The sequence below is a fragment of the Comamonas piscis genome, assembly GCF_014109725.1.
Lineage (GTDB): Bacteria > Pseudomonadota > Gammaproteobacteria > Burkholderiales > Burkholderiaceae_C > Comamonas > Comamonas piscis.
Genome location: NZ_CP058554.1, coordinates 2,430,024 through 2,446,666 on the forward strand (window position 1 = coordinate 2,430,024; position 16,643 = coordinate 2,446,666).

General features: G+C 59.0%; 13 protein-coding genes. 1 reads left to right on the plus strand and 12 read right to left on the minus strand.

Annotated elements, in window-relative coordinates:
• Positions 1 to 32 precede the first annotated feature (32 nt).
• Complete coding sequence (locus HS961_RS10845; protein ID WP_182327818.1) at positions 33 to 1,226, plus strand: porin; 1,194 nt, start codon at positions 33 to 35, stop codon at positions 1,224 to 1,226.
• Between the two features lie 190 nt (positions 1,227 to 1,416).
• Here HS961_RS10845 and HS961_RS10850 read toward each other — a convergent pair whose 3' ends face one another.
• From HS961_RS10850 to HS961_RS10905, 12 genes are all read right to left on the minus strand, one after another.
• Positions 1,417 to 2,064, minus strand: a complete 648-nt coding sequence (locus HS961_RS10850; protein ID WP_182327820.1) for a TetR/AcrR family transcriptional regulator — start codon at positions 2,062 to 2,064, stop codon at positions 1,417 to 1,419.
• 355 nt (positions 2,065 to 2,419) lie between these two features.
• Positions 2,420 to 3,193 (minus strand): enoyl-CoA hydratase/isomerase family protein, encoded by a 774-nt coding sequence (locus HS961_RS10855; protein ID WP_182327822.1) that lies wholly within the window; start codon positions 3,191 to 3,193, stop codon positions 2,420 to 2,422.
• Between the two features lie 1,011 nt (positions 3,194 to 4,204).
• Positions 4,205 to 5,191 carry a restriction endonuclease gene (locus HS961_RS10860; protein ID WP_182327824.1) on the minus strand — a complete coding sequence of 329 codons (987 nt, stop codon included), beginning with the start codon at positions 5,189 to 5,191 and terminating at the stop codon, positions 4,205 to 4,207.
• Positions 5,192 to 5,518: 327 nt separating this feature from the next.
• On the minus strand, positions 5,519 to 8,173 hold the full coding sequence (locus tag HS961_RS10865) for an ATP-binding protein (protein WP_182327825.1): 2,655 nt from the start codon (positions 8,171 to 8,173) through the stop codon (positions 5,519 to 5,521).
• A 513-nt stretch (positions 8,174 to 8,686) separates the two neighbouring features.
• Positions 8,687 to 9,511, minus strand: coding sequence for an SDR family NAD(P)-dependent oxidoreductase (locus tag HS961_RS10870; RefSeq protein WP_182327826.1), 825 nt, complete (start codon positions 9,509 to 9,511; stop codon positions 8,687 to 8,689).
• Between the two features lie 2 nt (positions 9,512 to 9,513).
• The gene (locus HS961_RS10875; protein WP_182327827.1) at positions 9,514 to 10,527 is read right to left on the minus strand and encodes a branched-chain amino acid ABC transporter permease; all 1,014 of its coding nucleotides are present in this window, start codon (positions 10,525 to 10,527) and stop codon (positions 9,514 to 9,516) included.
• A 64-nt stretch (positions 10,528 to 10,591) separates the two neighbouring features.
• Positions 10,592 to 11,473: a branched-chain amino acid ABC transporter permease gene (locus HS961_RS10880; protein WP_021028133.1), complete on the minus strand. Its 882-nt coding sequence runs from the start codon at positions 11,471 to 11,473 to the stop codon at positions 10,592 to 10,594.
• Positions 11,474 to 11,490: 17 nt separating this feature from the next.
• Complete coding sequence (locus HS961_RS10885) at positions 11,491 to 12,231, minus strand: ABC transporter ATP-binding protein (protein ID WP_182327828.1); 741 nt, start codon at positions 12,229 to 12,231, stop codon at positions 11,491 to 11,493.
• Entirely contained in the window at positions 12,224 to 12,997 is a 774-nt protein-coding gene (locus HS961_RS10890) for an ABC transporter ATP-binding protein (protein ID WP_182327829.1), read from the minus strand. The genes HS961_RS10885 and HS961_RS10890 overlap by 8 nt, the downstream gene beginning before the upstream one ends.
• A gap of 14 nt (positions 12,998 to 13,011) precedes the next feature.
• Positions 13,012 to 13,764, minus strand: coding sequence for an SDR family NAD(P)-dependent oxidoreductase (locus HS961_RS10895; protein ID WP_182327830.1), 753 nt, complete (start codon positions 13,762 to 13,764; stop codon positions 13,012 to 13,014).
• 48 nt (positions 13,765 to 13,812) lie between these two features.
• A complete protein-coding gene (locus tag HS961_RS10900) occupies positions 13,813 to 14,733 on the minus strand; it encodes an SMP-30/gluconolactonase/LRE family protein (RefSeq protein ID WP_182327831.1) in 921 nt (306 codons plus the stop codon).
• Positions 14,734 to 14,829: 96 nt separating this feature from the next.
• Complete coding sequence (locus HS961_RS10905) at positions 14,830 to 16,482, minus strand: long-chain fatty acid--CoA ligase (protein WP_182327833.1); 1,653 nt, start codon at positions 16,480 to 16,482, stop codon at positions 14,830 to 14,832.
• Positions 16,483 to 16,643 lie beyond the last annotated feature (161 nt).

Consider the following 16,643-nt stretch of genomic DNA (forward strand, 5'->3'; position numbering starts at 1 on the left):
CGTCTTTCCAAAAGTACTACAGGAGACAAACCATGAAAGCCAACAAGCCCAGACTTCATCCGCTGCTCGCAGCACTCATCGCCACCACGGCGGCCGGGGGGGCGGCGGCGCAAACCGCGCAGACCCAGGAGCTCAAGCAGATCACCTCGCCGGCCGGCGGGCTGGCATCAGGCGGCAGCAGCTCGGTACAGGTCTATGGCCTGATCGACAGCAGCGTGGCCAGCGTATCCATGCAAGGCCAGCGCGCCACCAAGCTGGAGAGCGGCCACATGATGGGCTCGCGCCTGGGCTTCAAGGGCAGCGAGGACCTGGGCGGCGGCCTGCGGGCCAACTTTCAGCTGGAGATGGGCATCAACACCTCCAACGGCGCGCAGCAGCAAAACCAGGGCTTTGGCGCCAAGGCCTTTGGCCGGGGCTCGCTGATCAGCCTGACCGGCAACTTTGGCGAGCTGCGCATGGGCCGTACCCTGGCATCGCTGCCGACCGAAGTGCAGGCCGTGGGGGACCCCTTTGGCCTGGGCGGCGGCGGCAACCTGCAAGGCATCCAACCATCGCCCGGCCGGCAGAACAACAACATCCTCTACCAAAGCCCCTCGTTTGGCGGCTTTATCGGCAAGGCGGCCTACACCATCAGCGAGTACACGCGCCAGAACATCGACATCGAGCACCGGGCCCACCAGTACACCCTGGCGCTGTTCTACAAGAACGATGCCTGGAGCGCAGCCGTATCGGCCACGCGCATGACCAACCCCACCGATGGATCGGCGACGCGCTATTTCAACTCGGCGCTGGCCTATGACTTCAAGGCCTTCAAGCTGTTTGGCTCGTTCGCCACCTTCAAGAACCCCGGCGCGGCCATCACGCCCACCGTGAACACGGGCCTGGACAACAGCGGCCAGCTCGCCGGCTTCCCCTCCGTGGGCTACTACGAAGGCCAGGACGACCGCAGCTTCTCGATCGGCGCCTCGGTCAAGCTCGGCCCCGGCACCTTGCTGCTCAATGCCATCGACCTGAACGACACCGGCCCGCTGAACCGCGATGCGCGCCAGTACGGCGTGGCCTACCTGTACCCCATGTCCAAGCGCACCACCTTGTACACGGACTATGGCTATGTGAAGAACAAGAACGGCGCCGGCTACACCTTGACCGGCGCGGTAACCGCGGCAGGCTTTACTAACAACGGCAACAGCAATGCCTACCGGGTGGGCATCATCCACAGCTTCTAATAGCTGACCAAAGCAACAAGGCCCAGGCGTTTGCAGCGCCTGGGCCTTGTTTAGAGCCGCTAACACAACCCTTGATACGTCGTTGCCCTGCCTTGTCGTACTACTGTACTGCCTGCGGCAGGACGCCTAGTCTCAACCGCAAACCTTCGGTTTGCTGGGCCGTGTTAGCGGCTCTTGATGGGGAGTAGCTTTAGCGTGTTGGATTGCTAGCCAGCAGCCCCTGGAAAATCATGTCAATGTACTGCTGCACCACCTGGCGGGTGCTCAAGCGCCCGGTGGGCGAGTGCCAGCGGGGCAGCTGGTTGAGCACGGCCAGCAGCATGCGGCTGGCAATGGTGGGGTCCACCTTCTGGAACACCTGGCTGTCAATGGCCTGTTTGACCGCGTCGCGCAGCAGTTTTTCATACTCGTCACGCAGGGCCAGGTTCTCGGGGCGGGGCTTGGCGTTGTCGCCAAACCAGAACATGTTGGAGCCGGCAATCCAGGAGTCGCGGTTGCGCTCCATATAGTCGGCCGAGGACAGCATGAACTCGCGCACCTTGCCTTCGGGGCTGGCCACCTTGCCCATGGCTGCAGACACGTAGTTGACGAGGGTGCGCATGCCATCGACCAGGATGCTCTCGTAGAGCGCATCCTTGTTGGGGAAGTGGTAGTAGAGCGCGGCCTTGGTGATCTGGGCCTCTTCGGCAATGTCGCGCAGCGAGGTGCCGTCAAAGCCCTTGGTGGCAAACAGCCGCATCGCTATTTCTATCAGTTGCTCTTTCCGGTCTTCCACACGCATGCGCGTGCTGCTGCCTTCTTCGGGGGCGTCGGAGGGTTTCGTCGTGTTTTTTTGCATAGTCACCAAAATTTATTTGCCCTGATATCGCCCGGGAGACGGTCGATCCGCACCCTGCAGCTTGTGGCTTCTGGGCGGTGGCACCATCATAGTTCAACGAAAATCATCCATCCATCGGGCCCAGCCCGACGCGGTCAGGGGGCCGCAAAGGCTGCGCTGCCCGGGTGTTGTAGCCTTGGGCCAGCGGCAGTGATCGATGATTCTCGGCATGTGGGATTGGGGGCCGCTAACAGGGCCCCAGCAAACCGGAGGTTTGCGGTTGAGGCTCGCCGCCCCGCACAAGACAGGGCGCAGCCAGCGAGGCAACAACGTATCAAGGCCTGTGTCAGCGGCGCTTAGCGGTACCCCGCTGGTCTCAGCGGCCCTTGTAGACCGGCTCGCGCTTTTCCAAAAATGCCTGCTGCGCCTCGCGCGTGTCTTCGGTCTTGGACAGCGCCACGGTGTTGCCTTGCTCATAGCGGTAGGCATCACGCGTGGGCATCAGCAAGGTCATGCGCGCGGCTTCCTTGGCCAGGCGCAAGGCGATGGGGCTCTTGGATGCGATGTCACGCGCCATCTCCATGGCATAGGGCATCAGCTCATCAGCGGGCAGACAGGCCTCGATCAGGCCCAGGCGGTACATCTCTTGCGCCGACACCTTCATGCCGGTAAAGAACATGCGGCGTGCGCGCGATTGGCTGAAATAGCGCTGCAAGAAGGTCACACCCCCCGCCAGGCCCACATTGATTTCAGGCATCGAGAAATAGGCGTCTTCCGAGGCCACCCAGATGTCCGAAGCCATCACCAGCCCAAAGCCAGCCCCCAGCGCTGGGCCGTTGATGGCCGCAATGATGGGCTTGGAGCATTCCATGATCGCGTTGTTCGACTCGCGCACCAGGCGGTTGTGGCGGCCATAGGCACCGGGTTCACCCGCCAGGTTGGGGCGTTCACGAATGTCGGCACCGGCCGAGAACACCTTGCCCGTGCCCGTGAGCACGATGCAGGCCACATCGTCGCGGTCAGACAGCTCGTCAAACAGCTCCATGATCTCGTTGCGGAACTCCTTGTTCTGCGCGTTGACGGGCGGGCGGTTGAGGGTGACAACGGCAATCTTGTCCTTGATATCGACGATGAGCGTGTTGTAGGCCATGCAGGGTCTCCTGGTTGAATACTAGTAATTTACCGGTCGGCAAGTAAATATTAGCGAATAACGGCGGAGGACTCAAGGGGGTTGATGCGGGGGAGGGGGGGTGTCGCTCAGGTGATTGGGGGAAGGGCTGAGCCGGAGTGGCCGATTCGGGGCTCAGCCTGGGTCGTCAAGTGTCAGTGCCTGGAGATAGTTAATTTCATTGCGACAGGGCTTGAATTTTTGGCATGCGCTTTTAGAAGCCTTGAGGAACTCGCATTTCTCCTTTGCACGCTTGTGTAAGCGGCTAGTTTGCGGTGTTCTCAGTACCTTCGCGCCGCCATACGCAGCCTTGTAAGTCGTGGCTGCTGCTGATGCAGTCGGTCAACTCAATGATGTTGATGAATGTTGCAACAACAAACAACCCCTGCACTGAATCTTTCTTTAGATTCGCTCTACACCTAAAAGTACTCACAGGAATTGGCAATCCCCTTGATTGATGCTTGAAAGTCACTTCTAGTCAGCAACGAACTTCCGCCAACATTTCATGCACTCCTCCGCAAGCTGAAAGGCGTCTATGAAACCCTTTGAAGTGACGATCAAGAACTTCCCCCTGAGAACTTCACTTCCACTGAGGCCAGTGCCCCAGGTTGACGCCTCACAGGTCTTAATAGAGACATGAGATTGACTTCCGCTTCTGGCTGCTTTGTCGAGTTTTCAGTGCTTTGATCAATTTCACAGATCTGCCCCGAGTTAAAGACATCGATTCGAGTTTATGAAGCTATCAACATGCTTGACATTACGCTAAATTTATTTTTAAGAATGATCCAGCCTCGTATGTGATAGCAGTGCATAAAGAACGAAAACAAATCTTCCTCATAGATGTCTCGATTATTAAAATGAGCGAAGGTACTTGGATGGACTGCATGAATCTTTGCGAATTTTCTTTCGGTGCATTCCATATGAAATGGCGCCTCGCGTTTGAATTCGGCAGATGTGGAGCCGATCCACAAGGATGATGGATAGGCGTCGTGTTCACGGAGCTAGTCTGAGAAAGAATTCACCCAGCTGTGCGTCTAAAACATCTGTAGGATTCTCGCCATAGGACTTTGCGCGAACAAGATCCTTGAGTTCATCGTCAGAAAGCAGAAGTATGAGTTTGTTACTCTCAACCCATGCGCGCCGCCGCGCTAGGAGCGCCGAATCATTGGGTTGATTCCGGCTGCACAATACTCCAAACATACGCATAGCCTTCGAATAAAGATACTGCTGAATAGATTCTACTTCACGCTGCCCAATGCTTTTCGTATAGTTCTTGAACTCGGCTACCATGAAGCGGGTAAAACAAGTTCTCCGGATTTCTTGCCAAAAGGGATGCTCGCCTGTAATTGGAAAGACGGCATCTCTAATATCTAAGGTATCCTCGGTCCTGCTTTGCACGGATGGAACACCTAAGTGTGGAAAGAATGCATAATTCAGAATCTCCACGCAGAGGTCCTCAAATTCACGAAATGTCTCTTTTCCTGGCGGAAGTGCCTCTAGCTTACCAATCAGTTCTTGTGCACGTGGATCAAGTGGTGAGGGTTCATCCAAACCACGACGTGCGACAGCTTGGGCATCCATGAGCATTAGAAAGTCTTGCTCAATTTCTAGATTATTAGCCAGGAGTTTATTTATATGGCGAGAGTCCCAAATCCTGATGCCCTCACGTGCTTCGATATCGTTTTTGAGGTTCTGCGGTAGCGGCATTGAGATGATCAGCAGACCCTTGGTTGCACCAGTCAACTGCTTTGCAGAATTGAGTTGAACAGCTGCTTGCCTGAGTATGGTAGTCCCTGTTCTAGGTCGAGTGAAGTGTTTCACTTCGACAACCCATGATTCATCCGATGAATCAGTGAACGTGAAGTCGACTCCTATGTCCCGATTGCGTGCCACTTGTCGCTCGAGTGTATATCCTGAAGCCCGTAAAAGCCGGGCGCAGAGCAACTCGAATTCCTGCCAGCTAAATTTCGAATAGTCCATGATTGGCTATCTCCGTCCTTTTTTAATTTTCAACTAGAAAATTGAGAATTAGAGTTTGGATATTATTCTATGAATTTTAGTTTAGTAGGTAAATTTTCTGCTGCAGATTTTACATGATACTGAATTTCTTAATCCCAATTTTTAATAGTAAACACAAAAGATGATTGATAGAGTGGCTGCTTGTTGTAGTTACTTGCAACAGTCTAAGTCGCACTGTAACATGATCATGCAATTTTAGAGTGTCAAACTAAGCAAAAAAATTGGTACCAGAAAGCGACTGGATTAGCAAATTTTACCAAGTAATGAGTATAAATCCGTTTCTGGAATCTAGATATTAGTCGCTTGTTTGTCGGGCTTAGCTGCCTTCTGAAGTGATGTGTCTAGAGTGCTCAAACAGGCAACAATAGTTCTGACGGTCGCGATATCGAAATCATGGGCTCGAGTTGAATCATGGGTTCCAGCATTTAGGTAATACCATTCTATTGACTGTCCACTAATGCCCAGTAGTCCGGATAGACCGATAATCATTTCTTCTGCTGCTGTGTGCGTTGCCGCAAGTTGCTGCTTTTTCAAAGCAGCGACGAGCTTTGTGCATTTGTTGTAAAGCTCGATCGGAGCACCTGGTCTGTTCATTTTTAAATCAATCGAACCATCTCCAGCTTTACCAAGCCATTTCCAAATTCGGTCGGTCAGGCTTTCAAGTGCAGCTCTCGCGTCGCGAAGTGCATCTCGCTTTTGATGATTAACTACAGCGTCCTGCGCAACCAGTAAATAGTTCTTGCTGGGAGGAGTCGTGTCGACTCGAAGCTGATACTCGCCTAAATGAGGAAGGAAGTGATAGCGGCTTATCTCAGAAGCCATTTTTGCACCCAGCTCCTGCTGGATTCGCATCAGGAATTCTTCGGCATGAGAAGTTAGGATTACTTGCTTGCCGTCTAGGCGCCCCTCCCCAAGAAATGTGCGCCAAATCCCATCGCGGTGTTCGTCGTCAATTGCGTTTACTACGTCATCAAATATTACGACCTGACAACCTTGCTCAAGGTTTTTGGCCAACAGTATAGCTAAGCCCAAGCAGCGGATATGCCCTTCGCTGAAGATGTGTAGCGCATCAAACCTTTGGCCTGGAGAGCCTGCGAGTTCAACAAGGATCTTGTCGTTCTCCGTCAGGGGCAGAGTCAATGTCACCAGCTGGTCGTTGGGGTGGTCTCCACGGTTAAATGCGTTGTAGAGCTCCGTCGTCTTTGCTCCTAGCCCCATCACGAGCTGTGCAGGTAGTTCGCCTAAATAATCTTTGAGTTTGGTGAGATACTCGTCATAAGCAGCCTTAACATCCCAGTGGTGCTTAACCTCTAGATTTTCAGTCTCGACCTCTTCGATGAGTTTTTTGTTCTGCTCATCAAAGCTGGATATCACACCTTGGGCTGTTTCGAATTCCTTTTTCAACGCCTCAAAGCTCCACTCTAGTCTGGCGATCGATGTTTCCAAGTCCTGCAAGCGCTCTCTCTCTTGAACTAAAAGTATCCGCTTCGCTTCTTCATCTCTTGCAGCTTGGTTAGAGGTTTCAACGAGCCCAAGCAGCTTAAGAAGTTCATTGAAGGCACGGTTATCATCATCAGTCCAAACTGTCATCCACTTTCCGGTACTTTCGACCGGCAACTCTGGTAGAGCAGCGGCGGCAAAATCCTTAGGTGCCACTTCCTTGGCAGCAATGGCTGCTGAATGCATTGCATGCAATAACCTATGGGCTTGATCAGCAAGCTGTTCTTTTAGCTCTGCCGCTTTATCTTGCAGGTCACTCAGCTCCTTAAGCTGTGCCATGCCGTGCTCGGCACGCTCAAACGGATTGACGGTCACTCGGTCAAGCGGAGTGCGACAAGCTGGACATTCAACGGCACTATTAGCTAGTTCGCTCACGGCTTTGTAGAGATGACTAAACGAGACTTCTCCTGCGCGTTGTTGCAACGTAGTGCGAATCTGACCTAACTGAACTCCTGTGCTTTTGACAGTGCCAAAAAAGGCTTGCAAGGCAGCTGCGGTGATATTAGAAATTTTCACTCTAGGCTTGTCTAAAGCCTTCGTTACCTCAGCAAGCCGACCAGGCAGTTCCACAGTCCCGCGAAGCCAAACACGGAGCTCTGCGAAGGTTTTTGTTTTATCGAAGAGTGCGGCCACTTGAATGGCCTCCTCATTCAGTGCAGCCTTTCTTAACTCGAACTGCTCAATGGCTTGACTCGATGCAGTGAGCGCGAGCTTTTTCTGAGCAAGCTCTTGAGCCTTTGGACCCAAGAGCATTAGATTTCCATCCAGTTCTGTGTTGAAGCCCTTAACAAAGCTTGCGAATTGCTCAACCCCGAACAGCGTGGCGATAAGAAGCTTTTGGTCACCAGGCGTCTTCGCCGCAATTCGAGCAAAGTCATCCAGACGATTTTTCTCGATAAAGCAGAATCGAAAATCAGCTTCGTTGGGCTGAATCCGAAACGTCCCTCCCTCGGGCAACGTACCGGTCAACTGTGGGGGGGCGTGATTTTTGACGTGAGCGTTGTTGCAGTAGGTCTTTTGGTCTATTCTTTTTGCTTTAGCTTCGCCAACGCTGCCCAGCATGGCGAACTCAAGCGCTTCGCAAAAACTGGTCTTACCGCTTCCGTTGGGACCATAGACGAGTGTAATGTCTCGACTAAGATCAAACGTTTCTTGTGCCATGAATCCGCGAAATGGCCCCACTTTAAGTCCCGTGAGCTTAAAAGCCTGCAGGACCGCTTGTCCTATGGGGCGAACTACCGGTTTGACTTGCAGCGGAAGCCGCATGCCGTCAATAACGATCGGAGCGAGTTTGACAGACCTAGCTCTGCGAGCTATGCCAACATCAGCCAATGCATCTAAGTTTTGGTGAACCAACTCGGCAAACCGCTGCACATTAGCTGGTGAGCTAGTTGCAGCAAGATGTTCTATAAAGCGCTGATGCTCTGCTTCTACAGTTGCCATGTAGCCCCTCTTGATCCAGCCATAGAAAAAACTGGATCAAATATAACAGTGTTAGCAACTGTATTTTTTTCTAAAGACTGGCATAGTGAATTACCACCGCAAAAAACTTTCGCATGCTCGGGTATGTCCAAGTGCATTCTGGAGATCCGACTTCCACTCGGCGGAAACCTGCCATACACGGAGCAACAGTCTTGATGTTCGGAATGTCTGCTGTTTCGCCGCAATAAGTAGGTTGTCCTACGGAACCGAGCAGCAGCGATCGTTGCATAGCGGCCCTCTGCCGTCTTGAGTCGGACAACTATTGGGGCTAAAGGCGCCAACTCCCAGTCAGTCCCTAAACTTAGAAAATGGCGACGAAGACTGCACGAAGTGCAGGACTGAGCGACACATGATTTCGAGCCTTAACGACCTAACATCAGCTACGAGCGTGTCTTAACTCATTGCCAAATTCGCCGTCCGTTGCCGATCGCCACCAGCCAAACCCTTTTCCGCCCCCGACTTCCCACTTCCTCCCTAAACCGCCACCGTCCCCCCATCCACCGGCAACGTCACCCCATTCACATAACTAGCCAGCCCCGACACCAAAAACACCGCCGGCCCCGCCAGCTCCTGCGGCACACCAATCCGCCCGGCGGGCGTCCGCTGGATAAAGCCTTGCAGGCGCTGCGGGTTGTTGCGGGTGGCTTCGGTCATGGGGGTGTGGATGACGCCGGGGGCCAGGGCGTTGACGCGGATGCCGTCGCGGCCCAGGTCGAGGGCTAAGGTCTGGGTGGCCATTTTTACGGCGCCTTTGGAGGCGGAGTAGCCCATGGCGTTGCCCTGGGCGATAAAGGCTGCGCCGGAGGCGATGTTGAGGATGCAGCCGCGTGTGGCGCGCAGGGCGAGTAGCCAGGACTGCACCATGTTGTAGAGGCCGAAGACGTTCACATCGATGACCTGGCGCAGGTGGCGCGATGCCTGGGGGTGGTCGATGCCTTCGCGGATCAGCAGGCCGGCGTTGTTGACGAGGGTGTCCACCGGGCCGATGTCGCTGCCGATGCGGGCGGCCAGCGCCTGGCAGGCCTCCAGATCGGTGACGTCGAGTGCAAAGGCCCAGCCGTCTACGCCAGCGGCTTTTACCTGGGCCAGGGTGTCGGCGCAGCGTGCAGTGTCCAGATCCGTCACTATTACTCGGGCGCCGGCCTTGGCAAAGCTGATGGCGATGGCCTGGCCGATGCCGCTGGCCGCGCCGGTGATGAGGGCCAGGCGGCCTTGCAGCAAGCCGGGCGTTTCGGGGAAATGGCTGGGGGCCTGGGCTTGGGCAGGGGCTTGTGCGGGTACGGATGTTGGTTCGCTCATGCTCATGCTCCTTGTCCAGTTTGGCTGCGGCTCTGGCGCTCGGCCTGGTTTTGGGCCTCCAGTTGCGGTGCGGCCTGGCGTGCCTGGCGGGTTTCCAGCCAGGCGTAGAGCTGGCCGATGATGCCCTTGCGGAACAGCATCACGACGACGACAAAGACAAGGCCCTGGATGATCAGCACCCACTCGGCCATGGCGACCAGGTAGTTCTGCATGCTGACAATAATGGCCGCGCCAATGACGGGGCCCAGCAAGGTCTGCAGGCCGCCGACGATGCAGATGAGCAGTGCCTCGCCCGAGGTGGTCCAGTTCACATCGTTGAGCGTAGCGAGCTGGAAGGTGATGACCTTGAGCGCGCCAGCCAGGCCGGCGAGTGCGGCGGACAGCACAAAGATCACCAGCTTGTAGCGCAGCACCTGGTAGCCCAGCGACTGGGCACGTGCCTCGCTGTCGCGGATGGCGCGCAGCACCTGGCCAAAGGGCGAGTAGACGATGCGGTAGATGAGCCAGAAGGCGGCGGCGACCAGGGTGGCGGCAAAGTAGTACAGGGTGGTGTTGTCGGCAAGCGAGATAAAGCCAAACACCTCCGGCCGGGGTACGTTCTGGATGCCGTCCTCACCGCCGGTAAAGGGCAAGCGCAGCGCAAAGAAGTAGATGACCTGGGAGAAGGCCAAGGTGATCATCGAGAAGTAGATGCCATGGCGGCGGATGGCCAGCAGGCCGGTGACCACGGCCACGGCCATGGCGCAGAGCATGGCCAGCAGGATGGCGGCCGAGCCGTCCCAACCCCAGACCTTGATCGCATGCGCGGCGGCATAGCCGGCCGTGCCAAAGAACATGGCATGGCCGAAGGACAGCAGGCCGGCGTAACCCATCAGCAGGTTGACCGATGCGGCCAGCAGTGCGTAGCACATCAGCTTGATCAGAAAGACCGGGTAGGCCACCAGCGGCGCCAGCAGCAGGGCCACCAGCGCCAACACCAGCAAGATGGTGTTGGTGCGTTGTGAGAAGAAATGCATGTTCAATCCTTGGGAAAGACAAGAGCTTGGGTGGAGACCCAGGGGGCAGGGCGGTGCGGGTGCATCAGTGCGCTCTGCCAAACAGGCCGTTGGGGCGCACGGCCAGCACGATGATCATCACGATGAAGATGACCACGCCGGCGCCTTCGGGGTAGATGACGCGGGTCAGGCCCTCGATGGCGCCCAGCGCAAAGCCGGTGATGATCGATCCCATGATCGAGCCCATGCCGCCGATGACGACCACGGCAAAGACGATGATCATCAGGTTCGAGCCCATCAGCGGGCTGACCTGGTAGATGGGCGCGGCCATGACGCCGCTGAAGCCGGCCAGACCCACGCCCAGTGCATAGGTCAGGGTCAGCATGCGCGGCACATTGATGCCGAAGGTGCGCACCAGGGGCGTGTTCTCGTTGGCGGCACGCAGGTAGGCGCCCAGCTTGGTTTTTTCGATGAAGTACCAGGTCACCAGGCAGACAGCCAGGCCCGCTAGGATCACCCAGACACGGTACATCGGCAAAAAGCTCAGGCCCACATCGATGCCGCCTTGCAACGGGTTGGGGTAGGGCTGGCCGCTGACGCCAAACCACAGCCGGAAGGCGCCCTCCATCAAGATGGAGATGCCAAAGGTGAGCAGCAGCGCATAGACATGGTCCACCGCATAGAGGTGGCGCAGCATGGTGCGCTCCAGCAGGATGCCAAAGGCGGCCACCACCAGTGGCGCCAGGATCAGCGCCCACCAGTAGCTCAGCCCCAGGTAGTGCAGCAGGCCCCAGGCCACAAAGGCGCCCAGCATGTACTGCGCGCCGTGGGCAAAGTTCACCACATGCAGCAGGCCGAAGATGATCGACAGGCCCAGGCTCATCAGCGCGTAGAACGAGCCATTGATGAGGCCCACCACGAGCTGGCCGATCAGCGCGGCTGTCGGGATTCCGAAAAGAGTATCCATAGTGTTGTCTCCGACTGTCACAGTCCCAGCAGCGCTTCGATCTCGTCGCGCCGCGTTTCCAGCTCGGCGCGGTGGAAGTGGCTGGCCACGCGCCCTTCCTCGATTACGTAGAAGCGGTCGGCCACCGATGCGGCAAAGCGGAAGTTCTGCTCCACCATCAGCACCGTGTAGCCGCGCGCGCGGATCATCTCCAGCGTCTGCCCGATCTTCTGCACGATGACCGGTGCCAGCCCTTCGGTGGCCTCATCGAGCAGCAGCAGGCGTGCGCCGGTGCGCAGGATGCGCGCAATGGCCAACATTTGCTGCTCACCACCCGACAGGCGGGTGCCCGGGCTTTTGCGGCGCGCCTGCAGGTTGGGGAAGACCTGGTAGATCTCCTCCACCGTCAGCCCGCCGGGGTGCAGCACGGGCGGCAGCATCAGGTTCTCTTCGGTGCTGAGGCTGGCAAAAATGCCGCGCTCCTCCGGGCAATAGGCGACGCCCAGGTGGGCAATGGCCTCGGGCGGCAGGCCTTCGGTGGGCTTGCCCTGGATGCTGATCTGGCCTTCGCGCTTTTTGAGCAGGCCCATGATGGCGCGCAAGGTGGTTGTCTTGCCGGCACCATTGCGGCCGAGCAGGCAGACGACCTCGCCTTCGCCGACATGCAGGTCGATGCCGTCGAGCGCCAGGGTTTCGCCGTACCAGGCGCGCAGGTTCTGCACCTGCAGCATCTGGCGCGGTGCGGTGTTGTTGTTGGCGTTTTGGTTGTTCTCAGGCATGGGCGGCCCCTCCGACATAGGCTTCAATGACCCTCGGGTCGCGCGATACCTCGTCATAGCTGCCTTCGGCCAGCACCTGGCCGGCCTGCAGCACGGTGACGGTCTCGCACAAGTGCGATATCACCTTCATGTTGTGCTCCACCATCAGCACGGTGCGCCCTTGCGCCACCTTGCGGATCAATTCCACCACCGGCCAGATGTCCTCATGGCCCAGGCCCGCCATGGGCTCGTCCAGCAGGATCATCTCGGGCTCCATCGCGATGGTGGTGACCAGCTCCAGCACGCGTTTGCGGCCATAGGGCAGGTCGCAGGCCTTGACGTTTTTCCAGCGCGTCAGGCCCACGCTGTCGAGCAGGTCCATCGCACGCTCGTCCAGCGCGCTCAGCACCTTAACCGAGCGCCAGAAGGTGAAGGTGCCGCCGGTCTTGCGCTGCAGCGCGATGCGCACGTTCTCCAGCACCGTCATGTGGCTGAAGACGGCCGCAATCTGGAACGAGCGCACCAGACCCAGCGCCGACACGCTGGCCGGGTCGCTGCGCGAGATATCACGCCCGTTGAACAGCACCTGGCCCGAGCTGGGGCGCAAAAAGGTGGTCAGCAGGTTGAAGCAGGTGGTCTTGCCGGCGCCATTGGGGCCGATCAGCGCATGCACCGAGTGGCGCTTGACCTTGAGGTTCACGTCCTTGACGGCATAGAAGCCGCTGAACTGGCGGCAGAGCTGGCGCGCTTCCAGAATGGGGGCATCGGCCTCGGGGGGAGCAGTCATCGCGGCGCCTCCGATCAGATGAAGGACTGGGTGGCGCCGCCGTCGACCAGCATCGATTCGCCGGTGACAAAGCGGCTGTCGTCAGACGCGAAAAAGCAGGCGGCGCGGGCAATGTCCTGCACCGTGCCCAGGCGGCCCATCGGCGTCTTGGCGATGCGCAGCCGCACTTTTTCTGCATCGACATTGATGCCCACGCCTTCGGTCGGGATGGAGCCAGGGCAGACCGAGTTGACGCGGATGCCGCGTGGCCCTAGCTCTGCCGCTGCTGCACGCGACAGGCCCAGCGCACCGGCCTTGACGCCGCAGTACACCATGCCCTGGGGCATGCCAATAAAGGCGGCCGCCGAGGCGATGTTGACGATGCTGCCGCCGTCGTCCATGGCCTCCGCTGCCGTCTGGATGCCCCAGACGATGGAGTTGAAGCCGGTGCCCACCATGCGCTGCAAGGCCTCGGGCGTGATGTCGGCAATCGGGCCGTAGCGCACCCAGATGGCGTTGTTGACCATGATGTCGAAGCGGCCGTAGCGCTGCTTCAGATCGGCAATCGCGCTGCTGAAGCTGTCGCGGTCGGCCACATTGCCGCCATAGGCGTGGGCGCGTCCGCCCTGGGCCACGATGGCTGCTGCCACCTCGGCGGCCTTGTCCTCGGCACGGTCCAGAATGCCGACGCTGCCGCCCTCGTCAGCGATGGCCTGGACGATGGCGCGGCCGATGCCCTGTGCGCCGCCGGTCACGAGTGCGACCTTGCCTGCAAAGCGTTGTGTCATGGTGTTTGTCTCCTGGTCTCAATAAAAATGGGGTTCGCCGCGCCGGTCTCAGCGGGGGCTCTGGCTGTCGTCAAAACGCGCTTCTTCCAGCCCCGTCAGGGCCAGGCCGTCGATGACGAAGACGGCCCCCGCATCCGGGTGGCTGGAGCGCAGCAGGTTGCCGCTGTTGCTGATCGAGGTGAGGTAGATGGTCTGCAGCGCCGGGCCACCAAAGGCCGGGCAGGTGATGAAGGCATCGGCGGGAAAATCCACTGTGGCCGCCAGCTCGCCACTGGGCGTAAAGCGGGCCAACTGGCCGTTCAGCACCATGGCCACCCAGAGATAGCCCTGGGCATCGACGGTGGCGCCATCGGGCGCCAGGCCCAGCGCAGCGGTGTCGATAAAGGCCTCGCGGGCACCGCAGGCGCCAGTGGCGGGGTCATAGGCATAGCGCCAGATCTGGCGCGCCGGGCTGTCGGCAAAGTAAAGCCAGCGGCCGTTGGGGCTGAAGCAGGTGGCGTTCGCCACTTGAAAGCCCTGGTCCAGCTCGCGCAGGCGGCCATCACCGCTCAGCTGGTAGAGCTTGCCGGTGGGCGACTGCGGCGTCATGCTCATCGAGCCGACCACAAAGCGGCCACCCCGGTCGCAGCGCCCGTCGTTCAGACGCATGCGCTCAGCGCTGTGCTGCACCTGCACGCCCATTGGCGTGATCTGGCCGCTGTCCGGGTCCAGAAAATGGAAGTCATCCTCCAGCGCCAGCAGCAGGCGCCCGCTGCGGCACAGCGCGATGGAGCCGATATGGGCATGCAGTGCCCACTGCTGCTGCCGGTCATCTGCCGGCCAGTAGCGGTGTACCCACTGGGCGCGGCCATCAATCCAGTACAGCGATTGCGTGGCCACATCCCACAGCGGGCATTCGCCCAGCAGATCGCGCTGGGGCAGCAAAGGATGGATGCGCGCGGCCAACGCCGGCGCGGTGAGGGCGTTCATGTCTTGTCTCCTGGTGCGGGCAGCCAAGGGGGCCTGGCTGCTGCGGCTGCGCCGGCCTTTTCTGCTGGGGCCGTGCGCGTACCGGGCGGGTGTTTTTTAGTTAGCGACGGGTGCCGTCGGCAGTTGGTAGCCTTTGAACTGCTCGCGCAGCCGGATCTTGAGCAGCTTGCCGGTAGCGGTGTGGGGCAATTCTTCGACAAACTCCACCGCATCGGGCAGCCACCAGCGCGCCAGCCGGTCCTTCATAAAGTCCAGCACTTCCTGGCCGCTGACATTGGTGCCGGGCTTGCGCACGATGACCAGCAGCGGGCGCTCTTGCCAGCGCTCGTGGTGCACGCCGATGACGGCGGCTTCCTTGACGGCGGGGTGGGCCAGCGCCAGGTTCTCGATGTCGATCGACGAGATCCATTCGCCGCCGGACTTGATGACATCCTTGGCGCGGTCGGTGATCTGCACAAAGCCCTCTTCATCGATCCTGGCCACATCGCCGGTGTTTAACCAGCCTTGCGCATCCAGTGCCGAGCCGGCCTCTTGCCCGTAATAGGCGGAGATGACCCAGGGCCCGCGCACGCGCAGTTCGCCAGGGGCCGGATCGCCGGGCGGCAGCTGCTGCCCCTCGTCATTGAAGATGGCCACATCCACGCCATACATGGGCCGGCCCTGGCGGGCGCGCACATCGATGCGCTCGTCGCGGGCCAGTGCCTCGTGTTGGGGCAGCAGGGTGCTGACGGTGGCCACCGGGCTGGTCTCGGTCATGCCCCAGGCCTGGTTGGCGGTCACGCCCAGCAGGCTGTCGAACTGGTCAATCATTGCGCGGGGCGCGGCAGAGCCGCCCATCATGATGCGTTCGAGCTTCAGGGCATCCTTGTCGCCGGCGGGCAGGCTTTCCACATACTGCAAAAAGCCCATCCAGACGGTGGGAACGCCGAGCGAGAAGGTACAGCCCTCGTCGCGCATCAGCTGGTACAGCGCCTTGCCACTCAAATCCGGCCCGGGCAGCACCAGCTTGGCGCCGCACATGGCGCTGGCATAGGGCAGGCCCCAGGCGTTGACATGGAACATCGGCACGGTGAGCAGCACGCAATCACGGGCGCGCAAGGCCAGGCCATCAGCCGCGCAGACCACCCAGGAATGCAGCACGGTAGAGCGGTGGCTATAGAGCACGCCCTTGGGGTTGCCCGTGGTGCCCGAGGTGTAGCACAGCGATGAGGCACTGTCTTCGGCCAGCTCGGGCCAGTCAAAATCGCCCGCGTCTTCGGCCACCAGGTCTTCGTAGCACAGCAGTGGGGCGGGCAGGTCCATGGTCGGCATCTGGTCGGGCTTGCACAGCGCCACAAAGGCCTTCACGGTTTTGAGGCTGGGCGCCAGCTCGGCCACCAGGCCGGCAAAGCTCAGGTCAAAGAACACATAATCATCGGCCGCATGGTTGATGATGTAGCGGATCTGGTCGGCAAACAGGCGCGGGTTGACGGTGTGCAGCACCGCGCCTGCGCCCGATACGGCGTAGTACAGCTCCAGATGGCGGTGCGTGTTCCAGGCCAGGGTAGCCACGCGTGTACCGCTGGCCATGCCCTGGCGCAGCAGGGCGGCGGCCAGGCGCCGCGAGCGCCGGGACACGGTCAGCCAGTTCGAACGCGTGAGCTCGCCATCCGGCGTGCGAGAGACGACTTCCACCTGGGGATGAAAGCGTGCTGCATGTTCCAGCAAGCCGGAAATCCGCAGCGCGCGCTGCTGCATTAGCCCTTGCATGTTGCTCCTTGTTTTGTTTTATATACCTGTCGGCAGGTAAAAAGTTTAGCAGCCGCAGCAGCGCTGCAAGCTCGGGATTACCCTGGACTTGTCCCCTCCAAAACGCTTGCGGGGAAACCCTGTTGTTTACCGGTCGGCAAGTAGGCATGATGCAGCGAGAA